This window comes from Pseudomonas sp. FW306-02-D09B (assembly GCF_058782685.1).
The window spans coordinates 80776-95967 of record NZ_JBYSXY010000001.1; the positions used below are offsets into that span (position 1 = coordinate 80776).

At 59.7% G+C, this 15192-nt stretch carries 12 protein-coding genes; all 12 read right to left on the reverse strand.

The annotated features are described in order from the left end of the window. Nucleotides 1–8: 8 nt before the first annotated feature. The gene (nuoH, locus tag AC3WK5_RS00395; protein ID WP_019689819.1) at nt 9–1016 is read right to left on the reverse strand and encodes an NADH-quinone oxidoreductase subunit NuoH; all 1008 of its coding nucleotides are present in this window, start codon (nt 1014–1016) and stop codon (nt 9–11) included. Next, complete coding sequence (gene nuoG, locus AC3WK5_RS00400) at nt 1013–3727, reverse strand: NADH-quinone oxidoreductase subunit NuoG (RefSeq protein WP_103319879.1); 2715 nt, start codon at nt 3725–3727, stop codon at nt 1013–1015. Before nuoG ends, nuoH begins: the two co-directional genes overlap by 4 nt. Nucleotides 3728–3864: 137 nt before the next feature. Then, entirely contained in the window at nt 3865–5220 is a 1356-nt protein-coding gene (gene nuoF, locus AC3WK5_RS00405; RefSeq protein ID WP_019689821.1) for an NADH-quinone oxidoreductase subunit NuoF, read from the reverse strand. Then, nucleotides 5217–5714: an NADH-quinone oxidoreductase subunit NuoE gene (nuoE, locus tag AC3WK5_RS00410; RefSeq protein WP_007970445.1), complete on the reverse strand. Its 498-nt coding sequence runs from the start codon at nt 5712–5714 to the stop codon at nt 5217–5219. Before nuoE ends, nuoF begins: the two co-directional genes overlap by 4 nt. A 2-nt stretch (nt 5715–5716) precedes the next feature. Continuing rightward, a complete protein-coding gene (gene nuoC / locus AC3WK5_RS00415; protein ID WP_054598365.1) occupies nt 5717–7501 on the reverse strand; it encodes an NADH-quinone oxidoreductase subunit C/D in 1785 nt (594 codons plus the stop codon). A 73-nt stretch (nt 7502–7574) separates the two neighbouring features. After that, a complete protein-coding gene (locus AC3WK5_RS00420; protein WP_019689823.1) occupies nt 7575–8249 on the reverse strand; it encodes a NuoB/complex I 20 kDa subunit family protein in 675 nt (224 codons plus the stop codon). Between the two features lie 10 nt (nt 8250–8259). After that, a complete protein-coding gene (locus tag AC3WK5_RS00425; RefSeq protein ID WP_007905050.1) occupies nt 8260–8673 on the reverse strand; it encodes an NADH-quinone oxidoreductase subunit A in 414 nt (137 codons plus the stop codon). 642 nt (nt 8674–9315) lie between these two features. Continuing rightward, nucleotides 9316–10641: an isocitrate lyase gene (gene aceA, locus AC3WK5_RS00430; RefSeq protein WP_054597855.1), complete on the reverse strand. Its 1326-nt coding sequence runs from the start codon at nt 10639–10641 to the stop codon at nt 9316–9318. Between the two features lie 498 nt (nt 10642–11139). Further along, nucleotides 11140–11961, reverse strand: coding sequence for a secretin N-terminal domain-containing protein (locus AC3WK5_RS00435; protein ID WP_103319877.1), 822 nt, complete (start codon nt 11959–11961; stop codon nt 11140–11142). A 406-nt stretch (nt 11962–12367) separates the two neighbouring features. After that, a complete protein-coding gene (locus AC3WK5_RS00440; protein WP_103319875.1) occupies nt 12368–13393 on the reverse strand; it encodes an IS110 family RNA-guided transposase in 1026 nt (341 codons plus the stop codon). A 132-nt stretch (nt 13394–13525) separates the two neighbouring features. Then, nucleotides 13526–13951, reverse strand: coding sequence for a GNAT family N-acetyltransferase (locus AC3WK5_RS00445; protein ID WP_103319872.1), 426 nt, complete (start codon nt 13949–13951; stop codon nt 13526–13528). Beyond that, complete coding sequence (locus AC3WK5_RS00450) at nt 13944–15110, reverse strand: ribosomal protein uL16 3-hydroxylase (RefSeq protein ID WP_054597852.1); 1167 nt, start codon at nt 15108–15110, stop codon at nt 13944–13946. Before AC3WK5_RS00450 ends, AC3WK5_RS00445 begins: the two co-directional genes overlap by 8 nt. Between the last annotated feature and the right edge of the window lie 82 nt (nt 15111–15192).

The window sequence follows — 15192 nt, forward strand, 5'->3', positions numbered from 1 at the left end:
CTCTATCCTCACTGAGCCGCGATGGCGGGCGTGTTGAGCAACACGATCGCAGCGGTCACCAGCATGTTGACGAGGGTCAGCGGCAGGCAGAACTTCCAGCTGAAGTCCATCACTTGGTCATACCGTGGGCGCGGAATCGAGGCGCGCAGCAGGATGAAGAACATGATGAAGAACGCGGTTTTCAGTGCGAACCAGATGAACGGGATCTGCGGCAGAATGCCGAACGGACCGTGCCAGCCACCGAAGAACAAGGTTACCAGCAGCGCCGAAATCAACACGATGCCGATGTACTCGCCGACGAAGAACATGCCCCATTTCATGCCGGCGTATTCAATGTGGTAACCGTCGGCCAGTTCCTGCTCCGCTTCCGGCTGGTCGAACGGGTGACGGTGAGTCACGGCGACGCCGGCAATGAAGAAGGTCAGGAAACCGAAGATCTGCGGAATGACGAACCACAGGTGCTGGGCCTGGTAGTCAACGATGTCGCGCATGTTGAACGAGCCGACCTGGATCACGATGCCCATCAGCGACAGGCCCATGAACACTTCGTACGACACGGTTTGTGCCGAGGCCCGCAAGCTGCCCAGCAGGGCGAACTTGTTGTTACTCGACCAGCCGGCGAACAACACCGCGTAGACCGACAGACCGGCCATGGCGAAGAAGAACAGGATGCCGATGTTCAGGTCCGCGACACCCCAGGTCGGGGTGATCGGGATGATCGCGAAGGCAATCAGCAAGGCGCTCATGGCCACGACCGGCGCCAGGGTGAAAATCACCTTGTCGGCGAACGGCGGCGTCCAGTCTTCCTTGAAGAACATCTTGATCATGTCGGCGGCGATCTGGAACGCGCCGAACGGGCCGACGCGGTTCGGACCGTAACGGTCCTGCCAGAGGGCGAGCAAACGACGCTCGACCCAGCTCAACAGCGCGCCGCAGACCACTACGGCGAGCAGGATCACGATGGCCTTGAGCACCGCGATGATGATGTCGATCACTTCAGGAGTGAACAAGGTCATTGCGCTGCCTCCTGCAGACCGTCAACGGATTTGCCAAAGATTGCCGGTGGAATACCGGCGATACCCGCAGGCAGCGCCACCAGGCCAGCGCCCAGTTCTTCGTTGATGCGCAGTGGCAGACGCAGGGTCTGGCCGGCAACGTTCAAGCTCAGCATGGCACCGTCATTGACGCCCAGACGATCGGCTTCGGACTTGGCCAGCGACACATAAGCAGCCGGAATGCGTTCCTGGACCGGAGCGGCTTTCGAAGAGTTCTCTTCGCTGCCGAACAGGTGGTAGAACGGCACAACCTGCCAGGTGCCTTGGGCCGGGTTGAATGCACGCGGAACACTGGCGAACCAGTTCAGCGAATCACCCTGGCTTTCGATCAGGCGAGCACCCGGATCACCGGCACGCAGGTGACCACCGACTTCGTCCTGGAACTTGTTCCAGGCTTGCGGCGAGTTCCAGCCCGGCGACCAGGCGAATGGCACTTGCTGACGCGGTTCGACGGAGCCCGAGTAACCTTCCATGGAGAACGAGAACGCGGTGTCGTTGTCCTGGGAAGTACGTGGCTCGTGCACGCTGATGTCGGCGCGCATGGCGGTCCGGCCACTGTAACGCAGCGGTTCGCGAGCCAGTTTCAGGCCTTTGATCCGGAACGAAGCGGACGGTGCAGCGTTGACGATAGCGGCCAGTTGTGGAGTGCTCGAAGCGCAGGCCGCGGTGACGTGGTCCAGTTGGGTCCAGTCGATCGGCTGGTTCAGCAGGGTTGCGCGCAGGGCATGCAGCCAGCGCCAGCCTTCGTGAACCAGGATGCTCGCATCGAGGTAAGTCGGGTCGAAGACCTGGAAGAAGCGCTGGGCGCGGCCTTCCTGGCTGACCAGCGTACCGTCGCCTTCAGCGAAGCTGGCGGCTGGCAGAACCAGGTGCGCGCGATCGCTGGTAGCGGTTTTCTGATGGTCGGCAACGATCACCACTTTGGCGGCGGTCAGGGCCGCATCGACCTTGGCTTTGTCGGTGCGGGTGTACAGATCGTTTTCCAGCACCACGATGGCGTCGGCGTGACCAGAGATCACCGCTTGCAGGGCTGCATCGACCGATTCGCCGCCGAGCATGGCCAGGCCGAGGCTGTTGGCCTCTGGCACGATCAGGCTGATGGAACCGTTCTTCTCGCGCAGCTTCAGGGCTTTGGCGATGTTCGCCGCCGCTTCGATCAGGGCTTTGGAGCCCAGCGAAGTACCGGCGATGATCAGTGGGCGCTTGGCCGCGAGCAGGGCCTTGGCGATGCGTTGAGCCAGTTCGAGGGCTTCGCTGTCCAGGCCTTCAACGGCTGGAGCGCTGGCGTCGAGGGCGTGAGCCACGGCGAAACCGATACGTGCCAGGTCGTCTGGAGCGGCGTGAACACATTCTTCAGCCACGTCGTCGAGCTTGGTTTCAGCCAGGCTTGCGATAAACAGCGGGTTCAGCGCGTGCTGGCCGATGTTTTTCACCGCAGCGTCGAGCCAAGGCTGAACACGCATCGCGTCGGCCATGTCTTCGGCTTTGCCCTTGACCGATTGACGCAGGGCCAGGGCCATGCGCGCAGCGGTTTGGGTCAGGTCTTCACCGAGGACGAAAATGGCGTCGTGGTCTTCGACGTCGCGCATGTTCGGGATCGGCAGCGGGCTGTCTTTCAGCACCTGCATGACCAGGCGAATACGCTCGAGCTCGGAAGCTTCGATGCCCGAGTAGAAGTGCTCGGCACCGACCAGTTCGCGCAGCGCGTAGTTGCTTTCAAGGCTGGCACGCGGCGAACCGATACCGACGATGTTGCGACCGCGCAGCAGGTCAGCGGCTTTATCCAGCGCTTCGTCGAGGCTCAGCTTCGCGCCGTTGGCCAGCAGCGGCTGACGTGGGCGATCTTCGCGGTTGACGTAGCCATAGCCGAAACGGCCACGGTCGCACAGGAAGTACTGGTTCACCGAACCGTTGAAGCGGTTTTCGATGCGACGCAGTTCGCCGTAACGCTCACCCGGGCTGATGTTGCAACCGCTGGAGCAGCCATGGCAGATGCTCGGCGAGAACTGCATGTCCCATTTACGGTTGTAGCGCTCGGAGTGAGTCTTGTCGGTGAACACACCGGTCGGGCAGACCTCGGTGAGGTTGCCGGAGAACTCGCTTTCGAGGGTGCCGTCTTCAACGCGACCGAAGTACACGTTGTCGTGGGCGCCGAATACACCGAGGTCAGTACCGCCGGCGTAGTCTTTATAGAAGCGTACGCAGCGATAGCAGGCGATGCAGCGGTTCATTTCGTGGGAAATGAACGGGCCCAGTTGCTGGTTCTGGTGGGTACGCTTGGTGAAGCGGTAACGGCGCTCGTTGTGGCCGGTCATTACCGTCATGTCTTGCAGGTGGCAGTGACCGCCTTCCTCGCACACGGGGCAGTCGTGCGGGTGGTTGGTCATCAACCATTCGACGACGCTTGCGCGAAACACTTTGGCTTCTTCGTCATCGATGGAGATCCAGCTGCCGTCGGTCGCAGGGGTCATGCAGGACATGACGATACGACCACGCTTGTCGTTCTCGTCGGTGTACTGCTTGACGGCGCACTGGCGGCAAGCGCCAACGCTGCCGAGGGCGGGGTGCCAGCAGAAATAAGGGATATCGAGGCCTAGCGACAGACATGCCTGTAACAGGTTGTCTGCCCCATCGACTTCGAGCTCTTTGCCGTCTACGTGGATAGTGGCCATGGTTCAAAGTTCTTCGTTGGCCCGGTGTCAGCGGGCGTGGCTAATGGAATCTTGTTATCCGTCCAAATCCAAACAGCCTTGAAAGGCGTCATCGGACGAAAGGCGAACGGCACGGACCGTTCGCCTTTTTTAAAGCGTTAAGCGCCGACTACGATCGGCCTTGCCAGAGGCGGGACGGCGGCGCGTGTAGGCGCGATACCGGCTTCGAACTCTGGACGGAAATACTTGATGGCACTGCCCAATGGCTCCACGGCACCCGGTGCGTGAGCACAGAAGGTCTTTCCTGGGCCGAGGAAGCCGACCAGACCCAGCAGGGTCTCGATGTCGCCAGCTTGCCCTTCACCGTTCTCGATGGCGCGCAGGAGCTTGACACTCCACGGCAAACCGTCACGGCACGGGGTGCAGAAACCGCACGACTCACGGGCGAAGAACTCTTCCATGTTGCGCAGCAGGGACACCATGTTGACGCTGTCGTCCACCGCCATGGCCAGGCCGGTACCCATACGGGTGCCCACTTTGGCGATGCCGCCGGCGTACATTTGTGCGTCCAGGTGCTCCGGCAACAGGAAGCCGGTACCGGCGCCGCCTGGCTGCCAGCACTTGAGCTTGTAACCGTCGCGCATGCCGCCGGCGTAGTCTTCGAACAGCTCGCGCGCAGGGACGCCGAACGGCAGCTCCCACAGGCCAGGGTTCTTCACTTTGCCGGAGAAGCCCATCAGCTTGGTGCCGTGGTCTTCACTGCCTTCGCGAGCGAGGGATTTGTACCAGTCCACGCCGTCGCCGATGATCGCCGGCACGTTGCACAGCGTTTCGACGTTGTTCACGCAGGTCGGCTTGCCCCATACGCCAACGGCGGCAGGGAAGGGCGGCTTGGAGCGCGGGTTGGCACGGCGGCCTTCGAGGGAGTTGATCAGTGCGGTTTCTTCACCGCAGATGTAACGCCCGGCGCCGGTGTGGACGAACAGTTCGAAATCGAAACCGCTGCCCAGGATGTTCTTGCCCAACAGGCCTGCAGCCTTGGCTTCTTCCACGGCACGGTTCAGGTGCTTGGCGGCGGTGGTGTATTCGCCACGCAGGAAGATGTAGCCACGGTAGGTTTTCAGTGCGCGAGCACTGATCAGCATGCCTTCGATCAGCAGATGGGGCAGTTGCTCCATCAGCATGCGGTCTTTCCAGGTATTGGGTTCCATTTCATCCGCGTTGCACAGCAGGTAACGGATGTTCATGGATTCGTCTTTGGGCATCAGGCCCCACTTCACGCCAGTGGGGAAGCCCGCGCCGCCGCGACCCTTGAGGCCGGAGTCCTTGACGGTCTGGACGATATCGTCCTGGGACATGTCGGCGAAGGCTTTACGCGCTGCCGCGTAGCCGTTCTTGGCCTGGTACTCGTCGAGCCAGACAGCCTCGCCGTCGTCACGCAGGCGCCAGGTCAGCGGGTGAGTCTCTGCGCTGCGCTTGATGCGGTTGGCAGGGCCGAAGGAAGTCAGGGTCATACGTAGCCCTCGAGCAATTTGGCAACGCCAGCAGGCTGCACATCACCGAATGTGTCGTCGTCGATCATCAACGCCGGCGCCTTGTCGCAGTTGCCGAGGCAGCAGACCGGCAGCAGGGTGAAACGACCGTCGGCGGTGGTTTGACCCAGGCCGATGCCCAGCTTGCTCTGGATTTCGCTGACCACCGACTCGTGGCCGCCGATGTAGCAGACCATGCTGTCGCAGACGCGAATGATGTGACGACCGACTGGCTGACGGAAGATCTGGCTATAGAACGTCGCCACGCCTTCAACGTCGCTGGCCGGGATGCCAAGGATTTCGCCGATGGCGTAGAGCGCGCCGTCAGGCACCCAGCCACGTTCCTTCTGGACGATCTTCAGGGCTTCGATCGACGCCGCGCGCGGGTCTTCGTAGTGATGCAGCTCGTGCTCGATGGCCGAGCGCTCGGTTTCGCTCAGGGCGAAACGGTCTGTCTGGATAAGCGTGCTATTCATGCTTAGCGGTCCACGTCGGCCATAACGAAGTCGATACTACCCAGGTACGCGATCAAGTCCGCGACCATGCTGCCTTTGATCACCGAAGGGATCTGCTGCAGATGCGGGAAGCTTGGGGTGCGAATCCGGGTGCGGTAGCTCATGGTGCCGCCATCGCTCGTCAGGTAATAACTGTTGATGCCCTTGGTCGCTTCGATCATCTGGAAGGATTCGTTGGCCGGCATGACCGGGCCCCACGAAACTTGCAGGAAGTGCGTGATCAAGGTCTCGATGTGCTGCAGCGTGCGCTCTTTGGGCGGCGGCGTGGTCAGCGGGTGATCCGCCTTGTACGGTCCTTCCGGCATGTTGCGCAGGCACTGGTCGATGATCTTGATGCTCTGGCGCATTTCTTCCACGCGCACGATGCAACGATCATAGGCATCGCCATTGGCCGCCAGCGGCACTTCGAATTCGAAGTTCTCGTAGCCGGAGTACGGACGAGCCTTGCGCAGGTCGAAATTGCAACCGGTCGAACGCAAGCCTGCACCGGTGACGCCCCATTCCAGGGCTTCTTTGGTGTTGTAGGCGGCGACGCCGATGGTCCGGCCACGCAGGATGCTGTTGTCCAGTGCGGCTTTCTGGTATTCGTCCAGACGCTTTGGCATCCACTCGACGAAGTCCTTGACCAGCTTTTGCCAGCCGCGCGGGAGGTCGTGGGCGACGCCACCAATGCGGTACCAGGCCGGGTGCAGACGGAAACCGGTGATGGCTTCGATCACCGTGTACGCCTTCTGGCGGTCGGTGAAGGTGAAGAACACCGGGGTCATGGCGCCGACGTCCTGGATGTACGTACCCAGGAACAGCAGGTGGCTGGTGATCCGGAAGAACTCGGCCATCATGATGCGGATGACGTCGACCTTCTCAGGCACCTTGATGCCGGCCAGCTTCTCGACCGAGAGCACGTACGGCAGGTTGTTCATCACGCCGCCGAGGTAGTCGATACGGTCGGTGTACGGGATGAAGCTGTGCCAGGACTGACGCTCGGCCATCTTCTCGGCACCACGGTGGTGGTAACCGACGTCCGGCACGCAGTCGACGATTTCTTCGCCGTCCAGTTGCAGGATGATGCGGAAGGCACCGTGAGCGGAAGGGTGGTTCGGGCCCAGGTTGAGGAACATGTAGTCCTCGTTGGCGCCGGAACGCTTCATGCCCCAGTCTTCAGGCTTGAAGCGTGCAGCCTCTTCTTCAAGCTGATGCTTGGCCTGCGTCAGGCTGAACGGGTCGAACTCGGTGGCACGGGCCGGGAAGTCCTTGCGCAGCGGGTGACCTTCCCAGGTCGGTGGCATCATGATGCGGGTCAGGTGCGGGTGGCCGGCAAAGTTGATGCCGTACATGTCCCACACTTCACGCTCGTACCAGTTGGCGTTCGGCCAGATACCGGTCACGGTCGGCACGCTGAGGTCGCTCTCGGACAAGGCGACCTTGATCATTACGTCACTATTACGTTCGATCGACATCAAGTGATAGAACACAGTGAAGTCGGCACCGTTCGGCAAACCCTGGCGCTTGGTGCGCAGACGCTCGTCCACGCCGTGCAGGTCATAGAGCATGACGTACGGCTTGGGCAGGTTGCGCAGGAAGGTCAGGACTTCGACGAGTTTGGCACGGGCAACCCAAAGCACCGGCATGCCGGTGCGGGTGGCCTGGGCGCTGAACGCCTCAGGGCCAAAACGATTGTTCAATTCGACGACCACATCCTGGTCGTCTGCCTTGTAAGGCGGGATGTACAGAGCACTGCCTGTAGTCATGGTTTTTTTATCGCTTTCGGTCAACGTAAAGAATGAAGCCAGTTTCTCGTTTCTTTGTAAGAACAGATCTGGATCAGACTTCGTCGGGGCTGCGCAGGTTGGTTACCTGAATACGCTGTTCGCGGCGCTGTTCCTTTTGCGAAGGCATCTCGGCGCGGTAAACGCCTTGATCGCCAACGACCCAGGAAAGTGGGCGACGCTCCTGGCCAATCGACTCCTGCAACAGCATCAAGCCTTGCAGAAAAGCTTCAGGGCGGGGCGGGCAGCCAGGCACGTAGACGTCCACGGGCAGGAACTTGTCCACCCCTTGAACGACGGAGTAGATGTCGTACATGCCACCGGAGTTGGCGCACGAACCCATGGAGATAACCCACTTCGGCTCGAGCATCTGCTCGTAGAGACGCTGAATGATCGGCGCCATCTTGATGAAGCAGGTTCCGGCAATAACCATGAAATCCGCTTGACGCGGCGATGCCCGGATAACCTCGGCGCCAAAGCGCGCGATGTCGTGGGGCGCCGTGAAGGCGGTGGTCATTTCCACGTAGCAGCACGAAAGGCCGAAGTTATACGGCCACAGGGAGTTCTTACGCCCCCAGTTGATCGTGCCGTTAAGCACGTCTTCGAGCTTGCCCATGAAAATGTTTTTGTGGACTTGATCTTCTAACGGATCGGAGACGGTTTCCCGTGCGCCAATCGGGTACTGCTCGTTAGGAGCATCGGGGTCGATCCTGGTGAGATTGTATTGCATCGCCAAAGCCTCATTGTTTCAGCTTCGCCTGCCGCTTACGACGAGCTTCCGGAGCCCAATCAAGGGCGCCCACTCGAAATAGGTAGACAAGACCTGCCAACAGAATTGCTATGAAAACGAGAGCTTCGACGAATCCGGTCCAGCCGCTTTCGCGGACGGACACAGACCAGGCAAAGAGAAATAGGGCTTCGATATCGAAGATCACGAACAGCATCGCGACCAGATAGAATTTGGCTGAGAGCCGCAAGCGGGCGCCACCGGTAGGTAGCATGCCGGACTCGAACGGTTCGTTTTTGCTGCGGCCCCAGGCTTTTGACCCGAGGAGGCTGGAGACGCCGAGCATGAAGGCGCACAGGCCGCCGACACCCAGAAGGAAAATGGCAAAGCCCCAGTTGTGGGCCATGAGTCCTGTCGCTTCGGGCATGCTGGTAATCCTTAACAGAGAGCAAAGGTCTCTGAGCTTGAAAAGAAATAAAGCAGTGACGATATGTCGCAGCAATCAATCGCGGTGATTTTATGGCACAACACCGTGCAAGTAAAATTCCTGTAGCGAAATTATTTATAAGAATAAGGACATAGCGCACCTCAAAAAGCCTGCAGCCCATGCGTTGCGGGCATTAGCAGGGGTTTCGTCAATAATGTTTTGTGCGAGTTGTAACGAACATGAATCGCGCCAAATGATAATCAATATTGTTTGCGGCGGTTTTTGAACTGTTATTCGGGGTGGTGGCTGGAAAGTTGCGCTTACATGCCGGCTACTGCAAGTAGTGCGCGGGGCCGTTTTACCCTGTTTTGCCGATTGAAATACCGCTCTGGATCAATGTTTTTGCTCGTCCTTGCTCCCCCTTCCTGTAGGAGCAAGGCTTGCCCGCGATGAACGATGACTCGGTTTGTCTGAAAAACTGCGGCGCACCCATCGCGGGCAAGCCTGGCTCCTACGAGGGCTTGTGGTGTTCGTGAAATTGCGGGCAAAAAAACGCCCCGAACCAGTCGGGGCGTCAGATGTGCGGCATTCCGGTTAGTTTTTTACTCGGTCCGGAAGGGCCGTTTGTTCGTTCGAATCAGATCAGTGGAACTGTTCTTCTTCGGTTGAGCCGGTCAGTGCGGTCACCGAAGACGAGCCGCCCTGAATCACGGTGGTCATGTCGTCGAAGTAGCCGGTGCCCACTTCCTGCTGGTGCGCTACGAAGGTGTAACCCTTGGCGGCGTCAGCGAATTCCTGCTCTTGCAGCTTCACGTAGGCAGTCATGTCGTTGCGGGCGTAGTCGTGCGCCAGGTTGAACATGCTGTGCCACATGTTGTGAATGCCGGCCAGGGTGATGAACTGGTGCTTGTAGCCCATGGCAGACAGTTCGCGCTGGAACTTGGCGATGGTCGCGTCGTCCAGGTTTTTCTTCCAGTTGAAGGAAGGCGAGCAGTTGTACGACAGCAGTTGGTCCGGGTATTCCTTTTTGATCGCTTCAGCGAAGCGACGGGCTTCGTCCAGGTCTGGCTTGGCGGTTTCGCACCAGATCAGGTCGGCGTACGGCGCGTAGGCCAGGCCGCGAGCGATAGCCTGGTCGAGGCCCGCGCGAACTTTGTAGAAGCCTTCCTGGGTGCGCTCGCCAGTCACGAATGGCTGGTCGTACGGATCGCAGTCGGACGTCAGCAAATCAGCAGCGTTAGCGTCGGTACGGGCCAGGATGATAGTCGGCGTACCGGCAACGTCGGCTGCCAGACGAGCTGCGATCAGCTTCTGTATGGCTTCCTGGGTTGGAACCAGTACCTTGCCGCCCATGTGGCCGCATTTTTTCACGGAGGCCAGTTGGTCTTCGAAGTGAACGCCGGCAGCGCCTGCTTCGATCATGCTCTTCATCAGCTCGTAGGCGTTCAGAACGCCACCGAAACCGGCTTCAGCATCGGCAACGATCGGTGCGAAGTAGTCGATGTAACCTTCGTCGCCCGGGTTCTTGCCGGCTTTCCACTGGATCTGGTCGGCGCGACGGAACGAGTTGTTGATGCGCTTGACCACGGTCGGTACGGAGTCGACCGGGTACAGCGACTGGTCCGGGTACATCGATTCTGCAGAGTTGTTGTCTGCAGCAACCTGCCAGCCCGACAGGTAGATCGCCTGGATGCCGGCTTTAACTTGCTGTACCGCCTGGCCGCCGGTCAGGGCGCCCATGCAGTTGACGAAATCTTTCTCGGGGCGGAAGGCTGGCTTGGCACCCTGGGTAACCAGGTTCCAGAGCTTCTCGGCGCCCATTTTTGCAAAGGTGTGCTCAGGTTGAACCGAGCCACGCAGACGGACGACGTCAGCAGCGGAGTAAGTGCGTGTCACGCCTTTCCAGCGCGGGTTTTCAGCCCAGTCTTTTTCAAGGGCTGCAATTTGCTGTTCGCGTGTCAGTGCCATGGAGATAAACCTCGTCGCATAGGTCTGGTGGAAAATTCCTGTTGCCAGATACGCACATTCAAATGGGGCGTAGATGGCTGCTCGCTGACCAGAAGCTTAGGCGGTCAAGTCGGGTCTGGCGGGGAAGGCGACGGGATGAACGATGGGCTCGAGGATGAAAGCTGAGCAGGTAAGGGCGAACTGGCGGGCGCATTCGGGCGTCGTGGGCCTTTATACGATCATCAGTGTGTTGCCGGGCTACCTATTACGCTTCCGTCCCTCGGGACAACTTCGTTCCAGTCGCAACCTCGTCAAACACACCTTGTGGGCGGTACAGACACGAATCGGCTCAGGTCGGTAAGGTTAGAGCGCGATCCGAAGGCCCTTGCCAGGGCCCCTGATTAGCGGGAGCGAGGCCATCATGCCTTCGCTTTTTTGGCTCGTCAAACGTTTTGTAGTGCTATTTTTCAAGCACTACATCTTTAGTCTAATACGACTAATCAGTCAGTTTTTGGTGTGTTAGTCCAAGGTGTCGACTTTTACTCGCAACGTCATGTCATCCCGTCCCTGAGTAGAGTAGCTGCGGCTCATAGCCTGTTTGTCGGCTTGCGTCTGGCGGTTGACGCCAGCCAGGGTGATCCACTCGCCCAGGCGGCCGCTGACGGTTGTGTCGGTACTTTGCACGTTCACTACATCGGGACGTTCCTGGCTCATGCGGTCACGGTTGGTACTGATTGCCAGGTGAACGATGTCGCCGGTAACGCTGGCGGTGACGTAGAAGCCCTGGGTGACGTTGCGGTATTGGGTCTGGTTTTGCTGGTGAGCGTAGTTGTTGAGCGGGTTTTGCGGCTGGCCGGAGGTATTGGCCTGGGGCTGGCGCGAGGTGTTTATCTGGTTTGGCAGGCTGGTGTAGGTGTCGGTCTGGGTGGTGGTCAGCGGTACGCTCTGGCCGATCTGGATCAGGGCGGGTGTGCCTTCGCTGGTCTGGACCTGCTGGATGCCGCCTTCACGGCTATCGGTGCTGTAGGTGATGATCTGCGTTTGCCGATCGGCGTTGTTTTGCTGGTTGTTTTCGTTGGTGTCGACCGTGATCAGCAGGCGCTTGGGTGCGGTGTCGAGCTGTGCGATCAGGGCTTTGAGTTCGTCGATCTTGTCGGGTTCGGCGTTGACGATCAGCTGGTTGCCGAAGGCGCTGACCTTGCCGTCCCTGCCGATAAAATTCTGCGCCACTGGCAGCAGGTCGGCGCTGGTGCGATTGTTGAGCTGCACCACCTCGGTAGCAGCGACGACCGAAAAACTGCAGGTCAGCAGCAGCGTGGTGAGCAGGGTGCGTAGGGACATGTCCGTTATCTCCGCGATCAAAGGCTTGAGTTTGCCAGTTTGTCGGCCTGCGGTGGGGCAAGTTGAATCGTAGACAGCAAAACGCCCCGCTACCTGAGGATAGCGGGGCGTTTTGTGGTGTTCTCTTGGGCCTCATCGCGAGCAAGCTCGGCTCCTACATCTATGGATACCCCCTTTTCTGCAATACTGTTTTTGATGCGTGTTTGGCTTGCTTTCATCTATCCGGCGTCTGTGTGGGGTGGCAACCCCGCGCCTCGATGAGAATCGATACCCGACGATCCTAATTAGTTTTACGGCCTTGCAGCCGTGTAGGAGCTCAGGGTTGTCGTCAGGCCGGTTGGCCGTTCACGTCATCTGTTATCCAGCATCGCAAAACCAGGTGGGTGGTGCTCGGGTGACAGCAGGGTCAGGCGTTCATCGCGGCTGGCCCTGCATCGAATTCAGTGTGATGTGCCGCAATCGCCCAGGCGATCCTCGCCAGCTTGTTGGCCAGCGCGCAGACCACATGGTTGGAGTGATGGTGAGCCAATAGCTGCCGGACCCAGTCCGCCAGCCAGCCTTTCTGTCGGTCCAGCTGTATCAGGTAAACACGGGCACATTGGATCAGCAGGCGCCTCTGGTTGCGATCTCCGCGCTTGCTGATGCCCAACAATACGGTCTTGCCGCCCGTGGAGTGTTGCTTGGGTACCAGGCCGATCGAGGCCGAATAGCCTCGGCCGCATTTGAACTGTTTACCATCGCCCAACTCGGCAGCCAGGACGCTGGAGGTGACCGGGCCTACGCACGGCATTGTCATCAAGCGAGCCGCCAGGTCATCTCCAGCGGCTTGGCATTCCACGTCCTTGTCCAGCGACTTGATCTCTTCCTCCAAATGCTTGAAGTGTTGATACAGCCTCATCAGGTTTTTTTTGAAGGGCTGGGAAATTGAACTCGCCTCAAGCAGCGCCGGCAGAGCGTTGATCGGCTTGAAGCCCGGCGCCAGGCTGACGCCAACCTCCAGCAGGGCTGCATGAATCCGATTGACGGCAGCGGTGCGGTCTTTGATGAACGAATCGCGGGTGGAGTTGAGCATGGCCAGCACCTGCTGAGCCTGGTTTTTGGCCGGCACAAAACGCATCGTCGGACGAGTCGCCGCCTCGCAGATCGCCTCGGCATCAGCGAAGTCGTTTTTGTTGCTTTTCACGTAAGGGCGTACGAGATGAGGGGCAATGAGCTTGGGCGCATGTCCCAGCTTCGCGGCCTCCTGCGCCATGAAGTGGGCTCCGCCGCAGGCTTCCATCACGACAGTGCAGGGTTCGAGATTCATCAGGTGCTGCATGAGTGTCACCCGATTGAATTTTTTGCGGTAAAGCTCGTGACCACGATCATCCTGCGCATGCAGATGGAAGGTGTGTTTTCCCAGGTCGATGGCGGCAATAGCTACTTTGTTCATGGCAACGATCTCCGATGAGCCCCCAGTGAAAGCTTAGTGAGCGATCACTGGGGGCGGCGGGGGTAGCCATTTCATTAGGATTGCGCCTGACCTGTAGGAGCATGGCTTGCCAGCGATGGCCGCGCCGCGGTCTCAAGCCGAATGACGAACCATGTCCACGTGAGGAATCCCTGCTTCCAGGAACTCTTCACTGACCACGGTAAAGCCCAGGCGCTCGTAGAACGCTGTCGCCTGAACCTGCGCGCTGAGCATTTGCTGCTTGAGCCCGCGCTTCTCGGCTTCGCCAATCACTGCCTGCATCAGCTTGTCGCCGACCTTCAGGCCGCGCCAGTCCTTGAGTACCGACACCCGGCCGATGTGGCCATCGGGCAGCAGGCGGGCGGTACCAATCGGAAAGTCGCCTTCGAAGGCGAGGAAATGCACGGCGCTCGCGTCGTCGGCATCCCATTCCAGTTCGGGTGGAACGGATTGCTCGGCGATGAACACCGTTTCACGAATGCGCCGGATCTCGGCGTTATCCTTTTGCCAGTCTGCGACACGTACGCGAATTTTATTCATCGGCGAATCCCAGGCTACCTTGCTTGACCAGCTCGCACAGCAGGTTGCGGCCGTCTTCATCGCTCAGCCATTGGCCAAGGTTGTCGACGTGCAGCGCATCGGCGGCGCAAATCATTTTCAGCAGTTCGCGCAGTTTGCCCGGCAGATAACGGCTCTGGCCGCTGGCGAACAGCAGCAGGTCGTCGTCGACTTCGGACCAGGCCAGGCGCGCGCTTGGATTGCGAATCAGCACGGCGCCTTGTTCAAGGCTGCTCAGCAGGTCGTCTTCTTCCAGTTCCGGGCCAACCACCAATTCCGGGTAGCGTGGCTCGGTCATGAACTGGCCGAACCAGGTCAGCAACAGGCGCTCGTCGCTCATGTGCTCGGCCAGCAGGCTTTTCAAACGGTCGAGCGCGTCATGCTGGATCTGGTGCGGGTCGATCGCTGGCTGTGCGTCGGCATCGGTGTAGCGTTCTTCGTCAGGCAGGAACTGGCTGAGGAAGTCGGTGAAGTGGGTCAGCACTTCAGCGGCGCTTGGGGCGCGGAAACCGACCGAGTAGGTCATGCAGTCATCGACGGCCACGCCGCAGTGGGCCAGGCGCGGCGGCAGGTACAGCATGTCGCCCGGTTCCAGGGTCCACTCGTCGGTGGCTTCGAAGTCGGCGAGGATGCGCAGGTCGGCATGTTGCAGCAGAGGGCTGTCGGAATCGCACATCTGGCCGATTTTCCAGTTGCGCTTGCCGTGGCCTTGCAGCAGGAACACGTCGTAGTTGTCGAAGTGCGGGCCGACGCTGCCGCCCGGGGCGGCAAAGCTGATCATCACGTCGTCGATGCGCCAGCTCGGCAGGAAGCGGAAGTTTTCCAGCAGCTCGGCGACTTCCGGCACGAACTGGTCGACGGCCTGCACCAGCAGGGTCCACTCGCGTTCAGGCAGCTTGCTGAATTCGTCTTCGGCGAACGGGCCGCGACGCAGTTCCCAGGGGCGCTCGCCGTGCTCGATGACCAGGCGCGATTCGACTTCTTCTTCCAGTGCCAGACCGGCCAGTTCGTCGGCGTCGATCGGGCTTTCGAAGTCAGGGATCGCCTGGCGGATCAACAGCGGTTTTTTCTGCCAGTAGTCGCGCAGGAATTCCCGTGCCGTGATGCCGCCCAGAAGTTGAAGAGGAGTATCAGGATTCATGTGTAACCTATTGAAAAAAAGCACTTTTCAGACGGGAATAAAAACGCCCGGCGCTGCCGGGCGTCTCAAAGGGTCAAGCGGT

Bases quoted from the DNA above. Each gene is read 5' to 3' on its own strand.
- nuoH (WP_019689819.1), bottom strand. From the start codon at position 1,016: ATGACCTTGTTCACTCCTGAAGTGATCGACATCATCATCGCGGTGCTC.
- nuoG (WP_103319879.1), bottom strand. From the start codon at position 3,727: ATGGCCACTATCCACGTAGACGGCAAAGAGCTCGAAGTCGATGGGGCA.
- nuoF (WP_019689821.1), bottom strand. From the start codon at position 5,220: ATGACCCTGACTTCCTTCGGCCCTGCCAACCGCATCAAGCGCAGCGCA.
- nuoE (WP_007970445.1), bottom strand. From the start codon at position 5,714: ATGAATAGCACGCTTATCCAGACAGACCGTTTCGCCCTGAGCGAAACC.
- nuoC (WP_054598365.1), bottom strand. From the start codon at position 7,501: ATGACTACAGGCAGTGCTCTGTACATCCCGCCTTACAAGGCAGACGAC.
- AC3WK5_RS00420 (WP_019689823.1), bottom strand. From the start codon at position 8,249: ATGCAATACAATCTCACCAGGATCGACCCCGATGCTCCTAACGAGCAG.
- AC3WK5_RS00425 (WP_007905050.1), bottom strand. From the start codon at position 8,673: ATGCCCGAAGCGACAGGACTCATGGCCCACAACTGGGGCTTTGCCATT.
- aceA (WP_054597855.1), bottom strand. From the start codon at position 10,641: ATGGCACTGACACGCGAACAGCAAATTGCAGCCCTTGAAAAAGACTGG.
- AC3WK5_RS00435 (WP_103319877.1), bottom strand. From the start codon at position 11,961: ATGTCCCTACGCACCCTGCTCACCACGCTGCTGCTGACCTGCAGTTTT.
- AC3WK5_RS00440 (WP_103319875.1), bottom strand. From the start codon at position 13,393: ATGAACAAAGTAGCTATTGCCGCCATCGACCTGGGAAAACACACCTTC.
- AC3WK5_RS00445 (WP_103319872.1), bottom strand. From the start codon at position 13,951: ATGAATAAAATTCGCGTACGTGTCGCAGACTGGCAAAAGGATAACGCC.
- AC3WK5_RS00450 (WP_054597852.1), bottom strand. From the start codon at position 15,110: ATGAATCCTGATACTCCTCTTCAACTTCTGGGCGGCATCACGGCACGG.